Genomic DNA, 19,891 nt, shown 5'->3' on the forward strand with positions numbered 1-19,891 from the left:
ATACGTTAGGCGGTCGAATTATGCTGGCGCGCAATGCCGAATCTCTCTTCTGGATCGGTCGTTACGTCGAACGCGCCGAGTACACGGCGCGCATCCTGGATGTGGCGGTGCATCAATTGCTCGAGGAGGCGACGGTCGACCCGGATCGAACATCCCGGGTGCTGTTGCGGGTACTCGGGATCGAAACTCCGGAAGAGGAACTCGATGTGTGGTCGGTGACCGAGCTGGTCGCCTTCGGCCGGGAGCATGACGGCTCCATTGTCGATTCCGTCAGCCGGGCCCGCGAGAATGCCAGGGGTGCAAGGGAAGTCGCCTCGACCGAAATGTGGGAATGTCTAAATTCCACCTATAACGGCCTGGCCGCGGCCGAACGAGCCGCGCGGGCGCTCGGCCCGCACGAGTTCTGCCACTACATCACCGATCGCGCGGCCATGTTCGCCGGACTTTCCGATTCGACGCTGAGCCGCGACGACGGTTATCGATTCCTGCTCCTGGGCCGTTCCATCGAGCGCGTCGATATGACTGTGCGCCTATTGCTTTCGCGTGCGGGCGACCGCACCTCCTCCCCGGCCTGGGTGACCGTGCTGCGGTCCGCCGGTGCGCACGATCCGTATCTGCGCACCCAGCGCGGTGTGCTCGACGCCAATCAGATCGCCGAATTCATCCTGCTGGACCGGCTTTTCCCGCGTTCGGTCTTCCATTCCCTGCGAGTCGCGGAAACCTGTCTGCAGGAACTGGATCAGCGCCCCAACAGCCGATTCGCGGCCCGGCAGGAAGCGCATCGACTACTCGGCCGGGCTCGCAGCGAACTGGAGTTCCTGCCGGCCGCCGTACTGCTCGAGGATCTGCCCGCCCGGCTGCTGTGGTTGCAGGAGACCTGCCGGGAAGTCGGGGAAGCGGTGGCGCTGCAGTACTTTCACGCCGAAACCTGGGTGGCCTGGACCGGTCTGCACGGCCGCAACGGCGCCCTGGTGGAGGAGACGATATGAGCTGGCGGATGCGGGTGGTGCACACCACCGGTTATGTGTACGACGCGCCGGTCTCCCGCTCGTTCAACGAGGCGCGGCTCACCCCGCGCGCGGACAGCCGCCAGAACGTGATCCTGAACCGGGTGGAGACCGTGCCCTCGACCCGCTCCTTCCGCTATGTCGACTATTGGGGCACCGCGGTGACCGCCTTCGACCTGCACGCTCCGCACAGCGAATTGGAGATCACCAGCGCCTCCGTGGTGGAGACCGAACCGTTCGCGGGCCCCGCCGAGGAACTCTCATGGGAGGAGTTGCGCGGCGACGATATCGTCGACCGTTTCGACGAATTGCTCTCGCCCACCGGATATGTCCCGCGCGAGCGCCGGCTGTCCCCGATCGCGCGGCAGCTCTCGCGCGGTGTCCCGCCCGCCAAAGCCGTTGTGCGCGCGGCGGAATGGGTGCATCAGGAAATGACCTACCTGGCCGGGAGCACCTCCGTGCACACCTCGGCCGTACAGGCCTTCGCCGAAAGGCAAGGCGTATGCCAGGACTACGCGCACCTGACCCTGCTGCTGTTGCGGACCATGGGGATTCCCAGCCGATACGTCTCGGGCTATCTGCATCCCGATCCCGCCGCCGAGGTGGGCAATACCGTCGCCGGCCAGATGCACGCCTGGGTGGAGGCCTGGACGGGGCAGTGGTGGGGCTACGACCCGACCAATAATATCCCCGTCACGGAGCAACACGTGTCAGTCGGTGTCGGGCGTGATTACGCGGATGTGCCGCCTCTGAAAGGTATCTTCAGCGGGAGTGGCTCGACCGATCTCGAGGTGGTAGTGGAGATCACCAGGCTCGCATGACCGTAAGTCGGCAGGACACAGATGCTCTCCGCGATAGGCGGGGACGATCCCGGAAGGTGGCTGATGTCTCCTACAGCTCAGGAAGTCGTCGAGGATCTAACCGAGTTAGAAGAGGTTTCGCTGGCGCGGAAGCTGCTCGCCGAGACGTTCGGCACCTTTGTGCTGGTACTCGGCGGTGTCGGCACCGCGGTGATCGCGGGTGACCGGGTGGGCGCGCTCGGAGTCGCGCTGGCCTTCGGGTTGACCCTGCTCTTCCTGGTGTACGCCATCGGACCGATCTCCGGCTGCCATGTGAATCCGGCGGTCACCGTCGGACAGCTGCTGCTGGGCCGGGTCACCGCGGGTGTCGCCGCGGCCTACTGGGTGGCGCAGGTGATCGGCGGTCTGATCGGTGGCGCGGTGATCTACGCCATCGCCAAGAATCTGCCGTCCTACGACCGCGCCACCAACGGGCTCGGCGCCAATGGCTGGGGTGCGCACAGTCCCTCGAAGGTGGAGCTCGGCGGCATCGTCACCAATGGTTACGGCCTGGCCGCGACCATCACCGTCGAGATCATCCTGACCGCGCTGCTGGTGTTCGTGGTGCTGGCCTCCACCGATCAGCTCTCGGATGTGCCGCTGGCAGGTCTGTCGATCGGTTTCACGCTGGCCGTCATCCACCTGATCTCGATCCCGATCGACAACACCTCCGTCAACCCGGCGCGCAGCCTCGGTGTGGCCTTCTATCAGGACGGTGCGCTCGCGCAGGTGTGGGTCTTCCTCGTTTTCCCGCTGGTCGGCGGTGTCCTCGGCGCCCTCGTCTACAGCGGCATCTTCGGTCGCTCCCGCAACCTGGTGAGCTGACAGCTCTTTCGCGATTCGAATGCCCCGTTCCCCGCGGAACGGGGCATTCGCTCGTTCAGTGCCAGTGGTATTCGGCGCACAGCCGGTGCGCGACCCGGTCGAAGATCTTGCGGGGGACGATGGCGCCCTCGCGGCGGATGCCGTCCTCGGGGACATCGAGCACCCGATCCAGGCGCACCCAGCTCGACCGGCCCTCGTGATCCCAGGCGCCGGGGCCGATGCCGACCCAATTGTGGTGGTGCTCATGGTCTTCGTTGGAGGAGAGCATCAGTCCCAGTAGCGTGCCGCGCTCGCGGCCGACGACCAGCACCGGCCGGTCCTTGCCATTGCTGGGGTCCTCCTCGTACGGCACCCAGGTCCAGACGATTTCACCCGGATCGGCACGCCCGTCCAATTGCGGGCTGTAGACGATCATCCGGGCGCGTTCCCCCGAGGGCACCCCGGCCGAGGAGGTCGGCCGGACCGAAACCGGTGGTGCGGGCCGCGCGGCCACCGCGCGCAGGGCCCGGCCCCACATCGAGGAGTTCTGCATCCGCCCGAACAATTTGGGCGCCTGCTGCTTGACGATATGCGTGCCCTGCTCTTTTGCCACGATCCCCAACTGCTTCCCCAGAGCGTTCCACCTGCCGGCCATCTCGGCAGCCTAGTGGCGGATGTCCGGTTTCTCATCCGGGCCGGATTCGCCTGTGCTGAGCGGCGGTTCGCCGCCCGGGTGCTCCACTGGCGAGAGCGGTTCACCGCGCACCGTAGACTTCGGGGTTGACATGCCGCTGTTTCGCCATGCCGAGGAGTGACTCCGATTAGCAGTTTCGCCGATACGACGTTCACCGATCCGTCCCGGATCAGGAACTTCTGCATCATCGCGCACATCGACCACGGGAAATCGACCCTGGCCGACCGCATGCTGCAGCTCACCGGGGTGGTCGACCCGCGGCAGATGCGCGCCCAGTATCTGGACCGCATGGATATCGAGCGGGAACGCGGTATCACCATCAAGGCCCAGAACGTGCGCCTGCCGTGGGTGGTCGATGGTGAGGAATTCGTCCTGCACCTCATCGACACGCCCGGTCACGTGGACTTCACCTACGAGGTGTCGCGTGCGCTCGAGGCCTGCGAGGGTGCGATTCTGCTGGTCGACGCCGCACAGGGGATCGAGGCGCAGACGCTCGCCAACCTGTATCTGGCCATGGACAAGGACCTCACGGTCATCCCGGTGCTGAACAAGATCGACCTGCCTGCCGCGGATCCCGATCGCTATGCCGCCGAGATCGCGCACATCGTCGGCTGTGAGCCCGATGACGTGCTGCGGGTCTCCGGTAAGACCGGTGTCGGCGTGGCCGAACTGCTGAACAAGGTCATCGCGGAGATTCCGGCGCCCGTCGGCAAGGACGACGCGCCCGCCCGCGCACTGATCTTCGACTCGGTCTACGACACCTACCGCGGCGTCATCACGTATGTGCGTGTGGTCGACGGCAGGCTGACCCCGCGGCAGAAGATCAAGATGATGTCCACCGGCGCCACCCATGAGCTGCTGGAGATCGGCATCGTCTCGCCCGAGCCGAAGCCCACCGTGGGCCTGGGCGTCGGCGAGGTCGGTTACCTGATCACCGGTGTGAAGGATGTGCGGCAGTCGAAGGTCGGTGACACCGTCACGACCATGCGCGACGGCGCGACCGAGCCGCTGACCGGCTATCGCGAACCGCGGCCGATGGTCTACTCGGGTCTGTACCCGGTCGACGGCTCCGACTATCCGGACCTGCGCGATGCGCTCGACAAATTGCAGCTCAACGACGCCGCCCTCACCTATGAGCCGGAAACGTCTGTGGCACTTGGCTTCGGCTTCCGCTGCGGCTTCCTCGGACTGCTGCATATGGAGATCACCCGAGAGCGGCTCGAACGCGAGTTCAATCTGGATCTGATCTCCACCGCGCCCAATGTGATCTACCGCGTGGTGCTGGAGGACGGTTCCGAACAGGTTGTCACCAACCCCTCGTACTGGCCCGAGGGCAAGGTCCGCGAGATCTACGAGCCCATCACCAAGTGCACGGTGATCGCGCCCAGTGAATTCATCGGCACCATCATGGAGCTGTGCCAGAACCGCCGCGGCGAGCTGCTCGGTATGGACTACCTGTCCGAGACCCGCGTCGAGATGCGGTACACGCTGCCGATGGCGGAGATCATCTTCGACTTCTTCGATTCGCTGAAGTCGCGCACCCGCGGTTACGCCTCGCTCGACTACGAGGAGGTCGGCGAGCAGGCGGCCGCTCTGGTCAAGGTCGACATCCTGCTGCAGGGTGAGGCGGTGGACGCGTTCTCGGCCATCATGCACAAGGATTCGGCCCAGGCATACGGCCACAAGATGACCAGCAAGCTGCGCGAGCTCATTCCGCGTCAGCAGTTCGAGGTGCCGATCCAGGCGGCCATCGGCTCGAAGGTCATCTCGCGCGAGAACATTCGCGCCATCCGCAAGGACGTGCTCGCCAAGTGCTACGGCGGTGACATCAGCCGTAAGCGCAAGCTGCTGGAGAAGCAGAAGGAGGGCAAGAAGCGGATGAAGACCATCGGCCGCGTCGAGGTCCCGCAGGAAGCCTTCGTGGCGGCGCTGTCCACCGATTCGCCGTCGGACAGCAAGACCAAGAAGTAGAGCGCCGCTTCGGTACTCGTGCCCCGCTGCCATTCGGTAGCGGGGCACGGTGCTGTTCGGGGCCGGACTACTGATTTCGTGAGATCGGGGTAACTCGCCGGGTACGTCCAAAATCGGTTTGGCACACGACCGCCGGCACGCGTGCACGACAGTCCACGGCTCTCGGCCGTGCGCCGAAGGGTCGGAGAGGCGGCCCAGCAATCTGGGGCTTCCGAAGTCATATGCCGGATGACAAGCTATGTGTCGCACCACTGTGCACACCGCCTTCTACCTGGTGGATGTGACAGACCGGGTATCCGGAAATAGGGTGTGAAACGAGTTGAGAACGGCGGTCCGCCAGGTGCGGACCGCCGATCCTTGAGAGTGGAGCTTGTATGACGCGTGACCTGCCCTTCGACGACGCACCAGCTGTGGGCGGCGATGATGCGGGTGACGCCGCGTATCGGATTGCCGACGGGGTCGCGCGCGTGGCGAGGGCGGGCGCATATGTCACCGGCGGAGCTCTCATCGCCTCGGCCGGCACGCGCGGGGGTCCCACCCCGGCGATCGATCACGACAGCCGCAATGTGGGCTGGTCGCAGGTCGATGATCCGCATCCGGACGTGCCCAGCCCGACCCTCACCTTCCCGGATCTGACCGTCGATCGCATGCCGCCCGCGCACGGCGGTTACGGCGGCATCGCGCCGGTCGCGGCGCCGGACGATCATTTCGGCACCGATGCCGGGCTGCTGCCGTCGCACTTCGATGCCAGCTCCATGCCGGATCCGAGCATGGCGGGCTTCCACGGTGTGGGTCTGCCCGATACGGATCTGCCCGCCAGCTTCACCCTGCCGTCCTCGCACGATTACCAGTCGCAGTCCGGTTTCGAGCTACCCGGCGACGGACAGTCCACGGGCCTGCCCTTCGGGGCGCAGCCCGGTCTGCCCGTCGAGGATCAGCAGTTCCAGATTCCGGGCGGGTTCCATCTGCCGGACTTCGACGGACTGCACCTACCCGGCCTGAGCAATGACGGCTTCGCCACGCACGGTTTCGACGGACTGCACCTACCTGGGTTGCCCGGCGGCGGTTTCGGTCAACCCGGTGGTGGTTTCGGTCAACCCGGTGGTGGTTTCGGACAGCCCGGTGGTGGTTTCGGACAGCACGGCGGTGGTTTCGGCCCGCACGGTAGCGGCGAAGGTTTCGGAGACGGTTCGCACGCAGGCATTTTCGACGGTATCGGCAATGGCCCCGTCGGGGTGTACGTCAGCACCGACTGGGCCGTCAATATGCACGTCGGACTCGACGGTGTGCAGTTCGAATCGGATTTGAAGGTCGATGTCGCGGTAGGCAATGTCGGCCACCAGCTCGATCAGTTCACACAGGATATGGGACAGGGGATTTCGCATATCCCCGCCGGTCTGCCGGGCACGCCCGTCGACCCGAACAACCCGTTCGCCTCCGCCGCGGGACTGACCGGCAGCCCGAACTCGGCCGCGAATCCCGCAGGCCCGCAGGCTAATTCGCAGGCATTCGGCGCGGCCGGTCCGGTGAGTGGCCTGCCCGGTTCCCCGGTCGGGGCCGCCGGTGCGCCGGGTCTCGGCGCTGCCGGTACTCCCGGGGCCGCCCCCGGAGCTCCCGGACTCGCCGCTCCCGCCGGTGCGCCTGTGTACAGCGCCCCGAGCGCTCCCGCCTTCGCTCCGGCCGCTCCGCTGCCCGCCGCTGCCGCCCCGATCGCCATCGCCCCGATCGCGCCCGTCGCGGCCGCCCCGGTCTTCATGCCCCCGGTCGCCGTCGCGCAGCCGGTGGTCACCACTCCGCTGCAGACCACGATTCAGCCGGATGCCGCGACGCATCCGATCGCGAATCTCCTGACCACACCCGGCCAGTCGCCACTGACCGCTTCGGCGGCGAATGCCCCGGCGCTGTTCAACCACGCCGGTCCGGTGCTGCTGGCCTCGGGCGCACGCGGTGATTCCGAGCATCCGGTGAGCGCCATCGCCAAGCCGATGCCGCTGACCACCGCGCCCGGTGGGTCGGTACCGCAGATCAGCGTGCCCGCGAAGCCGGACCCGGTGCTCACCACGGCGCCCTCGGTCCCGCCGGTCACCAAGATGCCCGGTATCGATCCGGTGACCAAGGTGCCGGTGCTCACCACCGCTCCCACCGTGCCGACGACTGCGCACGCGCCCGTCACGGTCGCCCCGGTCACGCCGGATCCGGACTCCGATACCACCACGCGCCCGCACTATCCGGCCGATGACACCGACACCCACGGCACCGTGCCGCCGGTCACCGTGCCGAGCGATACCGATTCGGCGCCGACGCATCAGCCGCCGGTCACCAATCCGTCGCCGCCGAGCGTGCCGACCACGCAGCCGGATCTGCCGACTCACGGTGCCCAGCCCCCTGTTTCGCTGGATCCGCCGGTGCCGGTGATGCCGAACGTGGTGCAGCCGCCGACCACCCAGCCGCATGTGCCGGATGCGCCCAAACCGGTGAAACCCGCTGGGGACCCGATAGATTCGGGTCTGCACGTGATGCCGATCGCCGATGATTCCACGCTGCACCCGGTCTTCCTGATGCATGACGGCGGGCTCACGACGGGGCTCATGCCGACCGACACCTCCTTCGCCGACACCCACTATCAGGTACACGGCCCGTTCGATCACACGCTGCTGTGAGCGGTGTCGAACGCCTTGTCGCAGTGAAGAATCCGGATGCGATGGCGCCGCTGCTCGGTCTGCTCGACGAGCTGCTGGAGCCCATCCACGCCGCGGGCCGCGCTGATCTGGCCGGCCGCCTCGGGATCGCGCGCGCCCGGCTCGCCGATCCCCGGGTGCGCCTGGTCGTGGTGGGCGAGTCCAAGAGCGGGATGAGCACGCTGGTCAACAGTCTGATCGGGACGACGGTCAGCGCCACGGAGAATGCCGTCAGTGTGCCGGTGATCGCCGAATACGGGCCGCAGTCCACGGCGACCCTGGTGCGGGTCGGTCCGGGCGGAACCACCGAACGACTGCCGATCGATCCCGGGAACGCGGTGTCCGCCATGGATGCCGAGGGCGTGATCCGCGCCGAATTCACCGAGCCGAGCCCGCTGCTGGCGGAGGGTTTCGTGGTGCTGGACGCACCCGGCTCGCCTGCCGACACCCCGGCCACCTGGTCGCTGCTCGCGGTCGCCGATGCGGTGCTCTATGTCGCGGACGCCGCGGCGCCGTTCACCAGTGGGCAGATCGGGCAGCTGCAGCGCATTCAGCAGGTGTGCCCGACCGTGGTCTGCGTGCTCAACAAGATCGATCAGTCGCCGCAGTGGCCGGAGGTGCAGCAGCACGATCGGCGGCTGCTGGACGCGGCCGGACTGGCCTTCGCCGTCGCGCCCGCCTCGGCGCGGCTGCACGAGCAGGCGGTCGCCACCGGTGATCAGCAGCTGGATCTGGAATCCGGTGTGCCGCAACTGCTCGACCATCTGCGCGGCTATGTGCTCGGCAATGCCGACGCGGTGGCCGCCGACGCCGCGGTGCGCGATATCGGGCTGATCACCGACCATCTGGCGCTGGCCCTGCGGACCGAGGCCGAGACGCTGCGGGATCCGCGCCGCTACGGCGTCATCACCGAGCAGCTGCGGCGCACCCGCGAGGAGGCCGAGCAGCTGCGGCAGCGCAGCGCCAACTGGCAGGTCACCCTCGCCGATGGTGCGGGTGAGCTGATGGCCGATACCGAACACGATCTGCGGCACCGCCTGCGCAGTCTGATCCGTGATGCCGAGTCCGACATCATGAAGCGTGATCCGGTGCGGCGCTGGCACGATTTCGGCGCCGATCTCGATGCCAAGATCTGTGAGGCGGTGGAGGAGAACTTCGTCATCGCGCACTACCGCTCGGTCGAGCTGGCCGAGCAGGTGGCGGCGAAGTTCCCCGACCGCGGCATTCCGACACCTGAACTGCGCCTGGACAATCCGGGTGAGGTGGGTGCGGTGCTGGAGCCGGTGACCTCGCTGGAAACACTGGACAGCGCGAAACCGGCGGTGGCGCAGACGGCGCTGAACACGCTGCGCGGGTCCTACGGTGGCATCCTGATGGTCGGCCTGGCCACCAGCCTGCTGGGCATGTCCCTGGTCAACTGGTATTCGGCCGGCGCGGGTGTGCTGCTCGGCATCAATGCCCTGTGGGACGACCGCAAGAACCGCCGCCAGCGCCGTCAGTCCGAGGCCAAGGTCGCGGTATCGCGCCTCATGGACGATGTGATCTTCCAGGTGAGCAAGGAATCGCGCTACCGCCTGCGGGCCGTACAGCGCAATCTCCGCGACCATTTCACCGAAATCGCCAATGAGACACTGCGTTCGGTGGACGCCTCGCTGCGCGCCGCCGAGGAGGCCGCCGCCGTGCACTCCGGTCAGCGCCGCGAGCAGCGTCTCACCGAAATCGAAGCCGCCCTCGTCCGCCTGCACGACCTCCGCGAACGCGCCGACGCCCGCGGCGGTAACGCCGAGTACTGATCGGCTGCACCGGATCCGATAGTCAGCCCTGCGAGAACCGCCCCGCGCGTATACGCGTGGGGCGGTCCGGAATCTATTGCGGTCGAACGATTTACCGGCCGGGGTGGGCCGGGTGGAACTGGCCGGAGCTGTGTGATTCCTCGGCGCGGATCACGTGCATGACAGCATTGATCAGCGCCAGGTGGGTGAAGGCCTGCGGGAAGTTGCCGAGGTGCCGGCCGGTGCGGGTGTCGATCTCCTCGGCGTAGAGCTTGAGCGGGCTGGCATAGCCGAGCAGGCGCTGGCAGAGTTGTTGTGCGCGTTGCAGTTCGCCGATTTCCACGAGCGCCGACACCAGCCAGAACGAGCAGATGGTGAAGGAGCCCTCCGCGCCGATGAGGCCGTCGTCGGTGGTTTCGGTGCGGTACCGCAGCACCAGCCCGTTCTCGGTGAGCCGGTCGGCGATGGCCAGCACGGTGGCGCGCACGCGGTGATCGTCGGGCGGCAGGAAGCGCAGCAGCGGCACCAGCAGCAGTGAGGCGTCCAGGCTTTCGCTGCCGTAGCTCTGCGTGAACACGCCGTCGGCATTGACACCGTTGTCGAGGATGTCCTGGCGGATCTCGTCGGCGATATCGTGCCACTTCTTGGCGTAGTCGTATTCGCTGTGCAGTTCGGCCAGTTTCGCGCCGCGATCCAGCGCGACCCAGCACATCACCTTGGACGAGGTGAAATGCTGTGGCTCGCCGCGCACCTCCCAGATGCCGCGATCGGGATTGCGCCAGTTCTCGATGGCGGCCTGCACCTGGCGTTCCAGCATGGGCCACAGCGTCTCCGGCACCTGCTGCCGCGACTTCACGTGCAGGTAGACGGAATCCAGAATCGTGCCCCAGATATCGTGCTGTTCCTGGTTGTACGCGCCGTTGCCGATGCGCACCGGTTGCGCGCCGTCATAGCCGGACAGGTGCGGGAGTTCGGTCTCGGTGATCTCACGTTCGCCGCCGATGCCGTAAAGCACCTGCAGCGGAAGGGCTCTGCCGTTTCCGTCGGTGGCGACATCGTGCAGGAAGGCGAAGAAGTCGTCGGCCTCCCGGTCCAGGCCGAGGGTGTACAGACCCCACAGTGCGAAGCTGGAGTCCCGCACCCAGGTGTAGCGGTAGTCCCAATTGCGTTCCCCGCCAGGTGTTTCCGGGAGCGAGGTGGTGGCCGCGGCGAGCAGCGCACCGGTCGGCGCGTAGGTGAGCCCCTTCAGGGTGAGCGCACTGCGCTGCAGGTATCCGCGCCACGGATGATCGGGGAAGCGCCCCAGGGTGATCCACTGCCGCCACGCCTCGGTGGTCTGCCACATCTTGTCCGCGGCGGCCTCGAATGTCTTGGGGGGCGGCAGATCCGACCACGACAGCGCCACGAAGATCTGATCGCCCTCCTTCATGCGGGTGCGGGCCCGAGCCTCCCGGCCCTCCAGTCCGAGGCGCAGATCGGTGGTGATGGTCAGCGTCGGGCAGCTCTCGATATCGCAAGTGGCCGAGGCCTGTTCGTACACATCGCCGCTGTACTCCCAATTGGCCGCCTGCTGGTGGTAGTCGAAGGCCGGTTCGCAGCTCATCTCCAGTTCGACGACGCCGTTCACACACCGCACGGTGCGCAGCAGCATGTGCTCGGCATCCCAATCCATCGGAGTGCGCCTGTGGCTGCGACTGCGTGATCGATTGTTGTGCCAGGGCCCCATGACCAGCGCGTCGCGCACGATGATCCAGCCGGTTTCGGTCTGCCAGGTGGTCTCCACGATCAGTCCGCCGGGCAGATACCGCCGGGCGGCGGGCACATTGCGGCCGTAGGGGCCGAGCCGGAAGTGTCCGGCGCTGCGGTCGAGTGCGGCGCCGAAGATGCTGGGGGAGTCGGGTCGCGGGATGCACATCCACTCCACCGAGCCGTTGCGGGCGATGAGGCAGTTGGTCTCGCAGTCGGAGAGGAATGCGTAATCGTCGATCGGCGGGAAGTTCGAATAGTGCGACTCACCGATGGCGGCCGGGACGTAGCCGTCCGAAAGCTGGGCGTCGGGCCGGTCGAGCGCATCCCGGGGCGGGCCGAGCGTCTCGGACTCGATATCGGCCGCACCGCTACTCAGCGGGCGGTCGTACGACTCCGGTTCGTCATAGGACTCCATAGTCACCATCTTCTGTCCTGTCGGCCCGAATCGTCCACCCTCAGGCTTTCGGCCTAGGGTGGTGTCGTGCATGCGATCGCAGGATGGTGGGACGGCGTCGAACTATGGGTGGCCGGCCTGCCCTTCGTCCCCCAGTTCGCCGTGGTGCTCGCCGCCATGGTGCCGGTCTGTTTCGCCATTGCCTATGTGCTGGATCGAGTGCTGCGAGTTGCGCTGCGTGCGCTGGGCCGTGATCGAGTGGTCGCCCAGGAGGCCGCGGCGCCCGCCGCGCAGCCGCGTCGCATGCGTAAGGAAGCCGCCTGATGCCTCGTTCCCGTGTTCAGCTCGCTCTGTTCGCGCTGCTCGTACTGGTTGTCATCGCCTGGCTCTTCACACGCTGAAGTCCGGCTCGCGCTGAGTTCGCCTGCTATTCATCGGGCGAATCGGACTTCAGGCCCTCATTGTCGGATGCTGCGCGTACGCTGCTGCACCATGTCAACCGATGAAGGCTTGGAACTGGTGACGTTGCTGTCCGAAGAGGATTTCGAAGAGGACGAGCCGCGTCTGATCGCGACTCACTACACGGGCCCCGAAGAGGCGCTCGAAATGGTGAAGGCGGCGCAGCTGCTGGGCCTGGGCGTCCGGCTCAGCAACCGCATCCGCCCCGACGAGGATGATGCCGAGAGTGCCACGGAGGAGTGGGTTCTCGACATTCTGGAGAACCCGCCCGTGGTCGAAGGCGACGAGTAACCGATCTGTACCGACGGCGAATAGCTATGCGGGCCGCATGCCGGTAGCTATTCGTCGTCCCGCTCGCGCCATTCGCTGAACCGCTTGCCGATCTTCGATACGGTCTCACCGACCTCCTGCCCGACGGTCCCCACCGCGGAGCCCACATCGCGGCCGAGATTGCGCACGGCCCGAATGAGCGGGTCTTCCGACTGATCGAAATTCTGCCGGTAGGTGCGCGCGGCCTCCTTCACCTGATCGCTGATGCGGGCGTTCTTGTCCTGCTCCCGCAGCGGATAGCGACCATCCAGAATCCGGTCGTATTCACCGCTCGCGATCCAGCGCCGCAGTTCGGCCGCCCGCAGCACCGAGAACGGGTGCGTCTGCAATTCCAGATTCAGCAGCTTCAGCACCCCGTCGCGCAGATCGCCCGCGCGGTCGTAGGCATCGGCCTGTTCCAGGAATGACGCATGGCTCATCTCGTCCACGCGGGAGCCGCCGGCGAGCTTCATATGCACCCGCACCGAGGCGTCCACGTCCTGTCCGCACAGCAGCCCGGCCCGGTCGCCGGACAGTTCGGATTTGCGGCTCCATTCCATCAGGGCCGCGACAATGGCGCGTAATGCCCAGCCGCCCAAAGGAATCCAGCCGACGCCGTCGGCCAGTCGCATGAGATGCATGAGCATGGTCCGGTACACCGCATGCCCGGACAGGGCGTGCCCGAGCTCGTGCCCGACCACGAATCGCAGCTCCTCGGGATCGAGCAGATCCAGCAGTCCAGTGGTCAGGACGATGAAGGGCCGATCCATGCCGATGGTGAAGGCGTTCACCTCCGGGTCCTGCAGCACGAACATCTCGGGCGTGGTGTTCGCGTCCAGAATGCGCACGGCGTCCTCGCGCAGCTGGTGCACCTTCTTGAACTGCCGCTCGTCCACCCGCACCGCGGTCGCCAGATACATCAGCCGGTACTGACGTTCGGCGAGCAGTCCGGAGAGCGCGCGCAGCAGCGTGTCGAAGCCCGAGAGCGAGCGCAGGGTGACCAACGCGGTGCGGTCGGCGGGATGTTCCCAGGTGCGGGTCGAAATGCCGGGAAAGGTCCGGCGGACCCGATCTGGAGCAGTCATGTATTTCCCCCGTGGGTATGTTCACAGTGATAGGCGGCCCGTTCCGTTTCCTGTGAGACGTTCCGCCCTGCTACAGTCTGCCCCGTGTCGTCGAGTGTTGTGCCCCAGGTCCGCCATGAATTGGCGTTGATCGCTGTGGGCTGCCTCGCGGTCGCTGACATCCTCTGTCGTTGATCGTCAACCGGGCACTACTGCACGTCTGAAGTAGACTGGCGCGCGTTCCTTTTCGCAGTCGTGTCCGATTCCCGACGGCCTTCGGGCTGTAGCGCCACCGTCGCCTTCCTTCTTCGCGACGGGTCTACGGCAGTACCTTCCTTCACCCGCCCCCAGGTCCCCGGGGGTTTCTCGAAAGGTCCACCCGATGTCCAGCAGCTCCAGGCTCTCTCGCCGATCTCTCGTCGCAGTCGCATTGACCGCGGTCGCCGCCACCGTTCTCTCCGCGTGCGGCGGCGGCTCGAGCGACTCCACCGACAAGGGCGCGGTTGCCGACGGCAGTGGCGGCACCCTGAACCTCTACGCCTACTCGGTCCCGAAGCCCGGTTTCGACAATGAGATCCCGGCGTTCAACAAGACCGATGCCGGCAAGGGCGTGAAGTTCCAGCAGTCCTACGGCGCCTCGGGTGATCAGTCCCGCAAGGTGAAGGACGGCGCCGAGGCCGATATCGTCAACTTCTCGGTCGAGCCCGACATCACCCGCCTGGTGGATGCCGGTCTGGTGGATGCGAGCTGGAATGCGGACGCCAACAAGGGAATTCCGTTCGGCTCGGTCGTCGTCATCGCGACCCGCAAGGGCAACCCCAAGGGCATCAAGGACTGGGACGACCTGCTGAAGCCGGGTGTCGAGGTCGTGACCCCGAACCCGTTCTCCTCCGGTTCGGCCAAATGGAACCTGCTGGCCCCGTACGCCGCCAAGAGCGACGGCGGCAAGAACCCGCAGGCCGGTCTGGACTACCTGTCGCAGCTGATCACCAAGGATCACGTGAAGGTGCAGCCGAAGTCGGGCCGTGAAGCCACCGAGACCTTCCTGCAGGGCACCGGTGACGTGCTGCTGAGCTATGAGAGCGAAGCCCTCTTCTCCGAGCGCAACGGCGATCCGATCGAGCACTTCATCCCGCCGACCACCTTCAAGATCGAGAACCCGGTCGCGGTGACCAAGAACAGCAAGAACCCGGCCAAGGCCGTGGCGTTCCACGACTTCATGTTCACCCCGGACGGCCAGAAGGCGTTCGCCGCCGCCGGCCTGCGCCCGGTCGACCCGAAGGTGGCCGCCGACTTCGCCAAGGACTTCCCGACCCCGCAGAAGGAATGGACCATCGCGGACCTGGGCGGCTGGAAGGCTGTGGACAAGGATCTGTTCACTCCCAACACCGGCAGCGTCGCGGTTATCTACGACAAGGCCACCAAGTAGCCGGGTGACCTGGGACACAAGCGATACTCGATAGCGTGAGTGACAGCAGCACGAGCGCCGGGACCACCTCGGGTCCCGGCGTTTCGGTAGACAAGCAACCCAAGCCGGCCCGGTCCTGGCTTCGGGTGACCGGGTCCGTGGGCCCGTTCGGCATCGCCACGGCGGCGCTGTGGCTCAGCATTATCGTGCTGCTGCCGTTGGCGGCACTGACCTACAACTCCTTCGGGAACGGCTGGTCCGGATTCTGGGATGCGGTGAGCGCGCCCGCAGCCATCGATTCGCTGAAGGTGACCATTTTCGTCTCGGTCATCGTGGCGCTCATCAATGTCTTCATGGGCACCCTCATCGCCTGGGTGCTGGTGCGCGATGAGTTCCCGGGCAAATCGATCGTCAACGCACTCATCGATCTGCCGTTCGCACTGCCCACCATCGTGGCCAGCATTGTGCTGCTGGCGCTGTACGGGCCGGAGAGCCCGATCGATATTCAGCTCAATGCGACCCAGCCGGGTCTGGTGGTGGCACTGGCCTTCGTGACGCTGCCGTTCGTGGTGCGTTCGGTGCAGCCGGTGCTCATGGAGGTGGACCGGGAGGTGGAGCAGGCGGCCGCGTCCCTGGGCGCGGACAACTGGACCACCTTCCGCAGCATTGTGCTGCCCACGCTGACCCCGGCCATCATCAGCGGCGGCGGCCTGGCCTTCGCCCGCGCCATCGGTGAGTACGGGTCCGTGGTGCTCATCGGCGGCAATATTCCGCGCGAAACGCAGATGACCTCGCAGTACATCCAGCAGCAGATCGAGGTGGATCGTCCGGTCAATGCGGCGGCGGTCTCCGTTGCGCTGCTGGTGATTTCGTTCGCGACCCTGCTGGTGCTGCGCTTTGCCGCCGACCGCACCGCCCGAAAGGAGCAGGAGGCCCGATGAAACTTGCTCCCTGGACCCGGATTTCGCTGCGCACGATCGTGCTGGTCTATCTGGCCGTACTGCTGATCCTGCCGCTGGGCATTATTCTCTGGCGCACCTTCGGGCACGGTGTCGGTGAGTTCTTCACCTCCATCACCACGCCCGCCGCGGTGTCGGCATTCAATCTCTCGATTCTCATCGTGGCGATCGTGGTGCCGCTGAACGTGGTGTTCGGCGTGCTGACCGCGCTCGCGCTGGTGCGCGGAAAGTTCCCCGGCCGCAACCTGATTCAGGGTCTGGTGGATCTGCCGTTCGCGGTGTCCCCGGTGGTGGTCGGCGTCTCGCTGATCATGCTGTGGGGTGTGAACGGCTGGTTCGGCGGGCTGGAACACCACGGTCTGAAGGTGATCTTCAATCTGCCGGGCATGGTGCTGGCCACCATCTTCGTGACGCTGCCCTTCGTGGTGCGCGAGGTGGAGCCGGTGCTGCACGAGATCGGCGACGATCAGGAGCAGGCCGCCGCGACCCTGGGCGCCTCGCGCTGGCAGACCTTCTGGCGGATCACGCTCCCGGCGATCCGCTGGGGTCTGACCTACGGCATCGTGCTGACCGTGGCGCGTGCGCTCGGCGAATTCGGCGCGGTCATCATGGTCTCCACCGCGCTGCCCGGTAAATCGCAGACGCTGACCCTGCTCGTCGAGGGCCGCTACACCAATGACCACAACACCTTCGGCGCGTACTGCGCGGCGACCCTGCTCATGGGTATCGCCCTGGTCGTCCTTCTGTTGATGACTCTCCTCGAACGGAAGCGGGGCACTGCCAAATGATCACCGTGACCAATGCCAACAAGCGCTACGGCACCTTCGCCGCGCTCGACGACGTCACCCTGGACATCCCGTCCGGTGAGCTGACCGCGCTGCTCGGCCCGTCCGGATCGGGTAAGTCGACGCTGCTGCGTTCGATCGCCGGTCTGGAATCGCTGGACGGCGGCATCGTCACCATTGCCGGAAAAGACGTGACCCGGGTGTCGCCGCAGAAGCGCGATATCGGATTCGTATTCCAGCATTACGCCGCGTTCAAGCACATGACCGTGCGCGACAATGTGGCCTTCGGCTTGAAGATTCGGAAGCGGCCGAAGCCGGAGATCAAGAAGAAGGTCGACGATCTGCTGGAGATCGTCGGGCTGGACGGCTTTCAGCATCGGTATCCGGCGCAGCTCTCGGGTGGTCAGCGGCAGCGTATGGCCCTGGCCCGCGCGCTCGCCGTGGACCCACAGGTGCTGCTGCTGGACGAGCCTTTCGGCGCGCTCGATGCGAAAGTTCGTGCGGACCTGCGCACCTGGCTGCGCCGGCTGCACGAAGAGGTGCACGTCACCACCGTGCTGGTCACTCACGACCAGGAGGAAGCCCTGGATGTGGCCGACCGGATCGCGGTGATGAACAAGGGGCGGATCGAGCAGGTCGGGTCGCCGGAAGATGTATACGACCGTCCCGCAAACGATTTCGTCATGTCGTTCCTGGGCGCGGTGGCCAAGCTCAACGGGCATCTGGTGCGCCCGCACGATATTCGCGTGGGTCGTGATCCGAGCATGGCGCTGGCCGCGCACGAGGGTACGGCGTCCTCCGCCGGTGTCACCCGGGCCACGGTCGAGCGGATTGTCCACCTGGGCTTCGAGGTTCGGGTGGAACTGCGCAATGCGGCCACCGGTGATATTTTCACCGCCCAGGTGACCCGGGGTGACGCCGAGGCGCTGCATCTCGCCGAGGGTGAGACCGTCTACGCTCGCGCGACGCGAATTCCGGAGCTCCCGGTCTCCCGGATCGCGGAAGTCACGGGCGTTCCGGAACTTCCGGTCGCATAGGCGCCGACACACCGAGTGCGGGGGTGCGAAGCTTTCGCATCGCTTTCCCTTTGCCCGCTGCTGGGCGAGGCTGGTAGGGCACCGGCTACCGAGCCGGTCGCGCACCGCCCGCCCAGCAGAAGGCGCACCTCATGGCCTTGACCGAACCCGAAGCGAAAGTGCTTGCCGCGCTTTCCCTCCCGGACCTGCCCGCCGCCCGCACCGTCCGGCAGCTGTGCACCGCAACAGGTCTCACCTCCGGGGCCGCCCGCCGTGCCCTGCACCACCTCTCCGGCGCGGGTCTAGCGCTCGCGACCCGGCACACCCCCGCCACCTGGCAGGCCACCCATCGCGGGCGCCTCACCATCCACACCCCCACCTACCGCGACTACCTCGCCAGTACCCTCACAGTGCCGGAACACCGTCCCCGCACCAGGAGGCCCCCGCTATGCTCGCAGCTTTCTCCATCACCCCGATCGGCGCAGGCGAAGACGTAGGCGAGCCGGTAGCCGCCGCCATCCGGGTAATCCGGGCCAGCGGCCTGCCCAACCGCACCTCGGCCAGCTTCACCGAGATCGAAGGCGACTGGGACGAAGTCTTCGCCGTGATCAAGCAGGCCACCGACGCCGTCATGGCGATCTCCACCCGCTGCAGCGTCGTCATCAAAGCCGATATCCGCCCCGGCCACCCGGACATGCTCACCGCCAAAGTGGAAACGGTGGAACGCTATCTGGCCCAGGACTAGCCGACCGGTCTCCATTGCCGGTGGTCCACGAACCGGGCTGCGGCGGGGCACTCCGACCAGCCCCGGTGATCTTGGTGAGGGCTAGGAGACTGAGGCGGAGTCCGGGACGTAGCGCCAGATGGGGAGTAGCGCTTGGTCGTTCAGCGGGGTGGGGGAGGTGTGGATGGTGGATTCGAGGCGCGTGATTACCGAGGCTGGGTCCAGGCCGGCGCCTATCAGGACCAGGTTGCTGGTGCGGGGTTCGTTGCGGGACCAGGTGGTGGGCTCGATGGTGATGTGGCGGCCGACCATGTGGAGCAGGAACTTTCGGGAGTCTTCGGGGACGGCGAAGGCCAGGACGCCTTTGGCTCGGAAGAGGCCAGGAGGTGGGTCTTCCAGCATTGCGATGAGTTCTCGCGGGTTGAGGTCGGTGGGGCTGGTGAAGGAGACGCTTTGGTACGCGTCGTGCAGGTGATGATGATGATGGCCGCCGCACCCGTGGTCGCCGTCGTGCCCGTGCTGGCCGCTACCGCAGGATTCGCCGCCGTGACTGTCTTCGCCGGATTCGTCGTCGAGGAGTAGTTCGTCGAAGCTGAGTTGCCGGCCGGCCCGCAGTGTGCCCGGATCGCGGGTGGGGATGTCGAAGAGCAGGGCGGGGTCAATGCGGCCGTGGCTGGTGGCGTAGACGGGGACCTGGCCCACCAGGGTGCGGATGTCGGTGTGGAGTTTTTCGAGCGCGGCGGGCGGGACCCGGTCGGCCTTGTTGAGGACGACCAGATCGGCCATGCGCAGGTGCGTATCGAGTTCGGGGTGCTGGGCGCGGCTTTCGGGGAAGTGTTCGGCGTCGACCAGTTCGATCAGGCCGCCGTAGCGAATGCGTGGGTTGTCGCTGCCGGTCACCATGCGGATCAGATTGCGGGGTTCGGCGAGGCCGCTGGCCTCTACGACAATGACGTCGATGCGCTGTTTGGGCTGGGCCAGGCGGTCGAAGAGCTCATCCAGTTCGGTGACATCCACTGCGCAGCAGACACAACCGTTGCCGAGCGAGACCATCGCGTCGACCTGGCCCGCCACCAGCATGGCATCGATATTCACCGCGCCGAAGTCATTGACCACCACGCCTATGCGCAGGTCACGACTGCGCAGGAGGCGATTGAGGAGGGTGGTTTTGCCGGAACCCAGGAAACCGGCCACGATCAGAACTGGTATGCGCCGACTCACTCGGCCCACCCTACCGAGGGGCTGTGCGGTGGACGCAG

19 protein-coding genes are annotated in these 19,891 nt (G+C 66.4%); 15 read left to right on the top strand and 4 right to left on the bottom strand.

Annotation, left to right across the window (positions count from 1 at the left end; genetic code table 11):
* Positions 1-20 precede the first annotated feature (20 nt).
* The 3 genes from OG326_RS11165 to OG326_RS11175 all read left to right on the top strand — a co-directional run bounded on the left by OG326_RS11165 (position 21) and on the right by OG326_RS11175 (position 2,671).
* Positions 21-989 (top strand): alpha-E domain-containing protein, encoded by a 969-nt coding sequence (locus OG326_RS11165; protein WP_327144556.1) that lies wholly within the window; start codon positions 21-23, stop codon positions 987-989.
* A complete protein-coding gene (locus tag OG326_RS11170) occupies positions 986-1,828 on the top strand; it encodes a transglutaminase family protein (RefSeq protein ID WP_327144557.1) in 843 nt (280 codons plus the stop codon). The genes OG326_RS11165 and OG326_RS11170 overlap by 4 nt, the downstream gene beginning before the upstream one ends.
* Positions 1,829-1,891: 63 nt before the next feature.
* Complete coding sequence (locus OG326_RS11175) at positions 1,892-2,671, top strand: aquaporin (RefSeq protein ID WP_327144558.1); 780 nt, start codon at positions 1,892-1,894, stop codon at positions 2,669-2,671.
* Positions 2,672-2,726: 55 nt separating this feature from the next.
* On the opposite strand, the gene OG326_RS11180 is transcribed toward OG326_RS11175, so the two are convergent.
* Positions 2,727-3,305: a type II toxin-antitoxin system PemK/MazF family toxin gene (locus tag OG326_RS11180; protein ID WP_327144560.1), complete on the bottom strand. Its 579-nt coding sequence runs from the start codon at positions 3,303-3,305 to the stop codon at positions 2,727-2,729.
* 156 nt (positions 3,306-3,461) lie between these two features.
* Here OG326_RS11180 and lepA point away from each other — a divergent pair, with 156 nt between their 5' ends.
* The 3 genes from lepA (at position 3,462) to OG326_RS11195 (ending at position 9,786) form a co-directional block, all read left to right on the top strand.
* A complete protein-coding gene (lepA, locus tag OG326_RS11185; protein WP_327144561.1) occupies positions 3,462-5,315 on the top strand; it encodes a translation elongation factor 4 in 1,854 nt (617 codons plus the stop codon).
* Positions 5,316-5,689: 374 nt separating this feature from the next.
* Positions 5,690-7,975 carry a hypothetical protein gene (locus OG326_RS11190; protein ID WP_327144562.1) on the top strand — a complete coding sequence of 762 codons (2,286 nt, stop codon included), beginning with the start codon at positions 5,690-5,692 and terminating at the stop codon, positions 7,973-7,975.
* 23 nt (positions 7,976-7,998) lie between these two features.
* Positions 7,999-9,786 (top strand): hypothetical protein, encoded by a 1,788-nt coding sequence (locus OG326_RS11195; protein WP_327144563.1) that lies wholly within the window; start codon positions 7,999-8,001, stop codon positions 9,784-9,786.
* 91 nt (positions 9,787-9,877) lie between these two features.
* Here OG326_RS11195 and OG326_RS11200 read toward each other — a convergent pair whose 3' ends face one another.
* Positions 9,878-11,929 carry a glycoside hydrolase family 15 protein gene (locus OG326_RS11200; protein WP_442791023.1) on the bottom strand — a complete coding sequence of 684 codons (2,052 nt, stop codon included), beginning with the start codon at positions 11,927-11,929 and terminating at the stop codon, positions 9,878-9,880.
* Between the two features lie 66 nt (positions 11,930-11,995).
* Between OG326_RS11200 and OG326_RS11205 the strand changes: the two genes are divergently transcribed.
* Entirely contained in the window at positions 11,996-12,232 is a 237-nt protein-coding gene (locus OG326_RS11205; RefSeq protein ID WP_327144565.1) for a hypothetical protein, read from the top strand.
* A gap of 168 nt (positions 12,233-12,400) precedes the next feature.
* Positions 12,401-12,658 (top strand): hypothetical protein, encoded by a 258-nt coding sequence (locus OG326_RS11210; protein WP_297627502.1) that lies wholly within the window; start codon positions 12,401-12,403, stop codon positions 12,656-12,658.
* A 47-nt stretch (positions 12,659-12,705) separates the two neighbouring features.
* Here the strand turns inward: OG326_RS11210 and OG326_RS11215 are convergent, their stop codons facing one another.
* Positions 12,706-13,761 carry a M48 family metallopeptidase gene (locus OG326_RS11215; protein ID WP_327144566.1) on the bottom strand — a complete coding sequence of 352 codons (1,056 nt, stop codon included), beginning with the start codon at positions 13,759-13,761 and terminating at the stop codon, positions 12,706-12,708.
* A gap of 84 nt (positions 13,762-13,845) precedes the next feature.
* Here OG326_RS11215 and OG326_RS11220 point away from each other — a divergent pair, with 84 nt between their 5' ends.
* From OG326_RS11220 to OG326_RS11250, 7 genes are all read left to right on the top strand, one after another.
* Positions 13,846-13,935: an Ms4533A family Cys-rich leader peptide gene (locus OG326_RS11220; RefSeq protein WP_327144567.1), complete on the top strand. Its 90-nt coding sequence runs from the start codon at positions 13,846-13,848 to the stop codon at positions 13,933-13,935.
* Positions 13,936-14,122: 187 nt separating this feature from the next.
* Positions 14,123-15,169 (top strand): sulfate ABC transporter substrate-binding protein, encoded by a 1,047-nt coding sequence (locus OG326_RS11225; RefSeq protein ID WP_327144568.1) that lies wholly within the window; start codon positions 14,123-14,125, stop codon positions 15,167-15,169.
* 35 nt (positions 15,170-15,204) lie between these two features.
* Positions 15,205-16,089: a sulfate ABC transporter permease subunit CysT gene (gene cysT / locus OG326_RS11230; RefSeq protein WP_327144570.1), complete on the top strand. Its 885-nt coding sequence runs from the start codon at positions 15,205-15,207 to the stop codon at positions 16,087-16,089.
* Positions 16,086-16,895, top strand: a complete 810-nt coding sequence (gene cysW / locus OG326_RS11235; RefSeq protein ID WP_327144571.1) for a sulfate ABC transporter permease subunit CysW — start codon at positions 16,086-16,088, stop codon at positions 16,893-16,895. The genes cysT and cysW overlap by 4 nt, the downstream gene beginning before the upstream one ends.
* Complete coding sequence (locus tag OG326_RS11240) at positions 16,892-17,929, top strand: sulfate/molybdate ABC transporter ATP-binding protein (protein WP_327144572.1); 1,038 nt, start codon at positions 16,892-16,894, stop codon at positions 17,927-17,929. The genes cysW and OG326_RS11240 overlap by 4 nt, the downstream gene beginning before the upstream one ends.
* A gap of 131 nt (positions 17,930-18,060) precedes the next feature.
* Positions 18,061-18,405, top strand: a complete 345-nt coding sequence (locus tag OG326_RS11245) for a hypothetical protein (RefSeq protein WP_327144573.1) — start codon at positions 18,061-18,063, stop codon at positions 18,403-18,405.
* A complete protein-coding gene (locus OG326_RS11250; RefSeq protein WP_327144574.1) occupies positions 18,357-18,653 on the top strand; it encodes an MTH1187 family thiamine-binding protein in 297 nt (98 codons plus the stop codon). Before OG326_RS11245 ends, OG326_RS11250 begins: the two co-directional genes overlap by 49 nt.
* An 81-nt stretch (positions 18,654-18,734) precedes the next feature.
* On the opposite strand, the gene OG326_RS11255 is transcribed toward OG326_RS11250, so the two are convergent.
* Complete coding sequence (locus OG326_RS11255; RefSeq protein WP_327144575.1) at positions 18,735-19,853, bottom strand: CobW family GTP-binding protein; 1,119 nt, start codon at positions 19,851-19,853, stop codon at positions 18,735-18,737.
* Between the last annotated feature and the right edge of the window lie 38 nt (positions 19,854-19,891).

The sequence above is a fragment of the Nocardia sp. NBC_01327 genome, from assembly GCF_035958815.1.
Taxonomy (GTDB): domain Bacteria; phylum Actinomycetota; class Actinomycetes; order Mycobacteriales; family Mycobacteriaceae; genus Nocardia.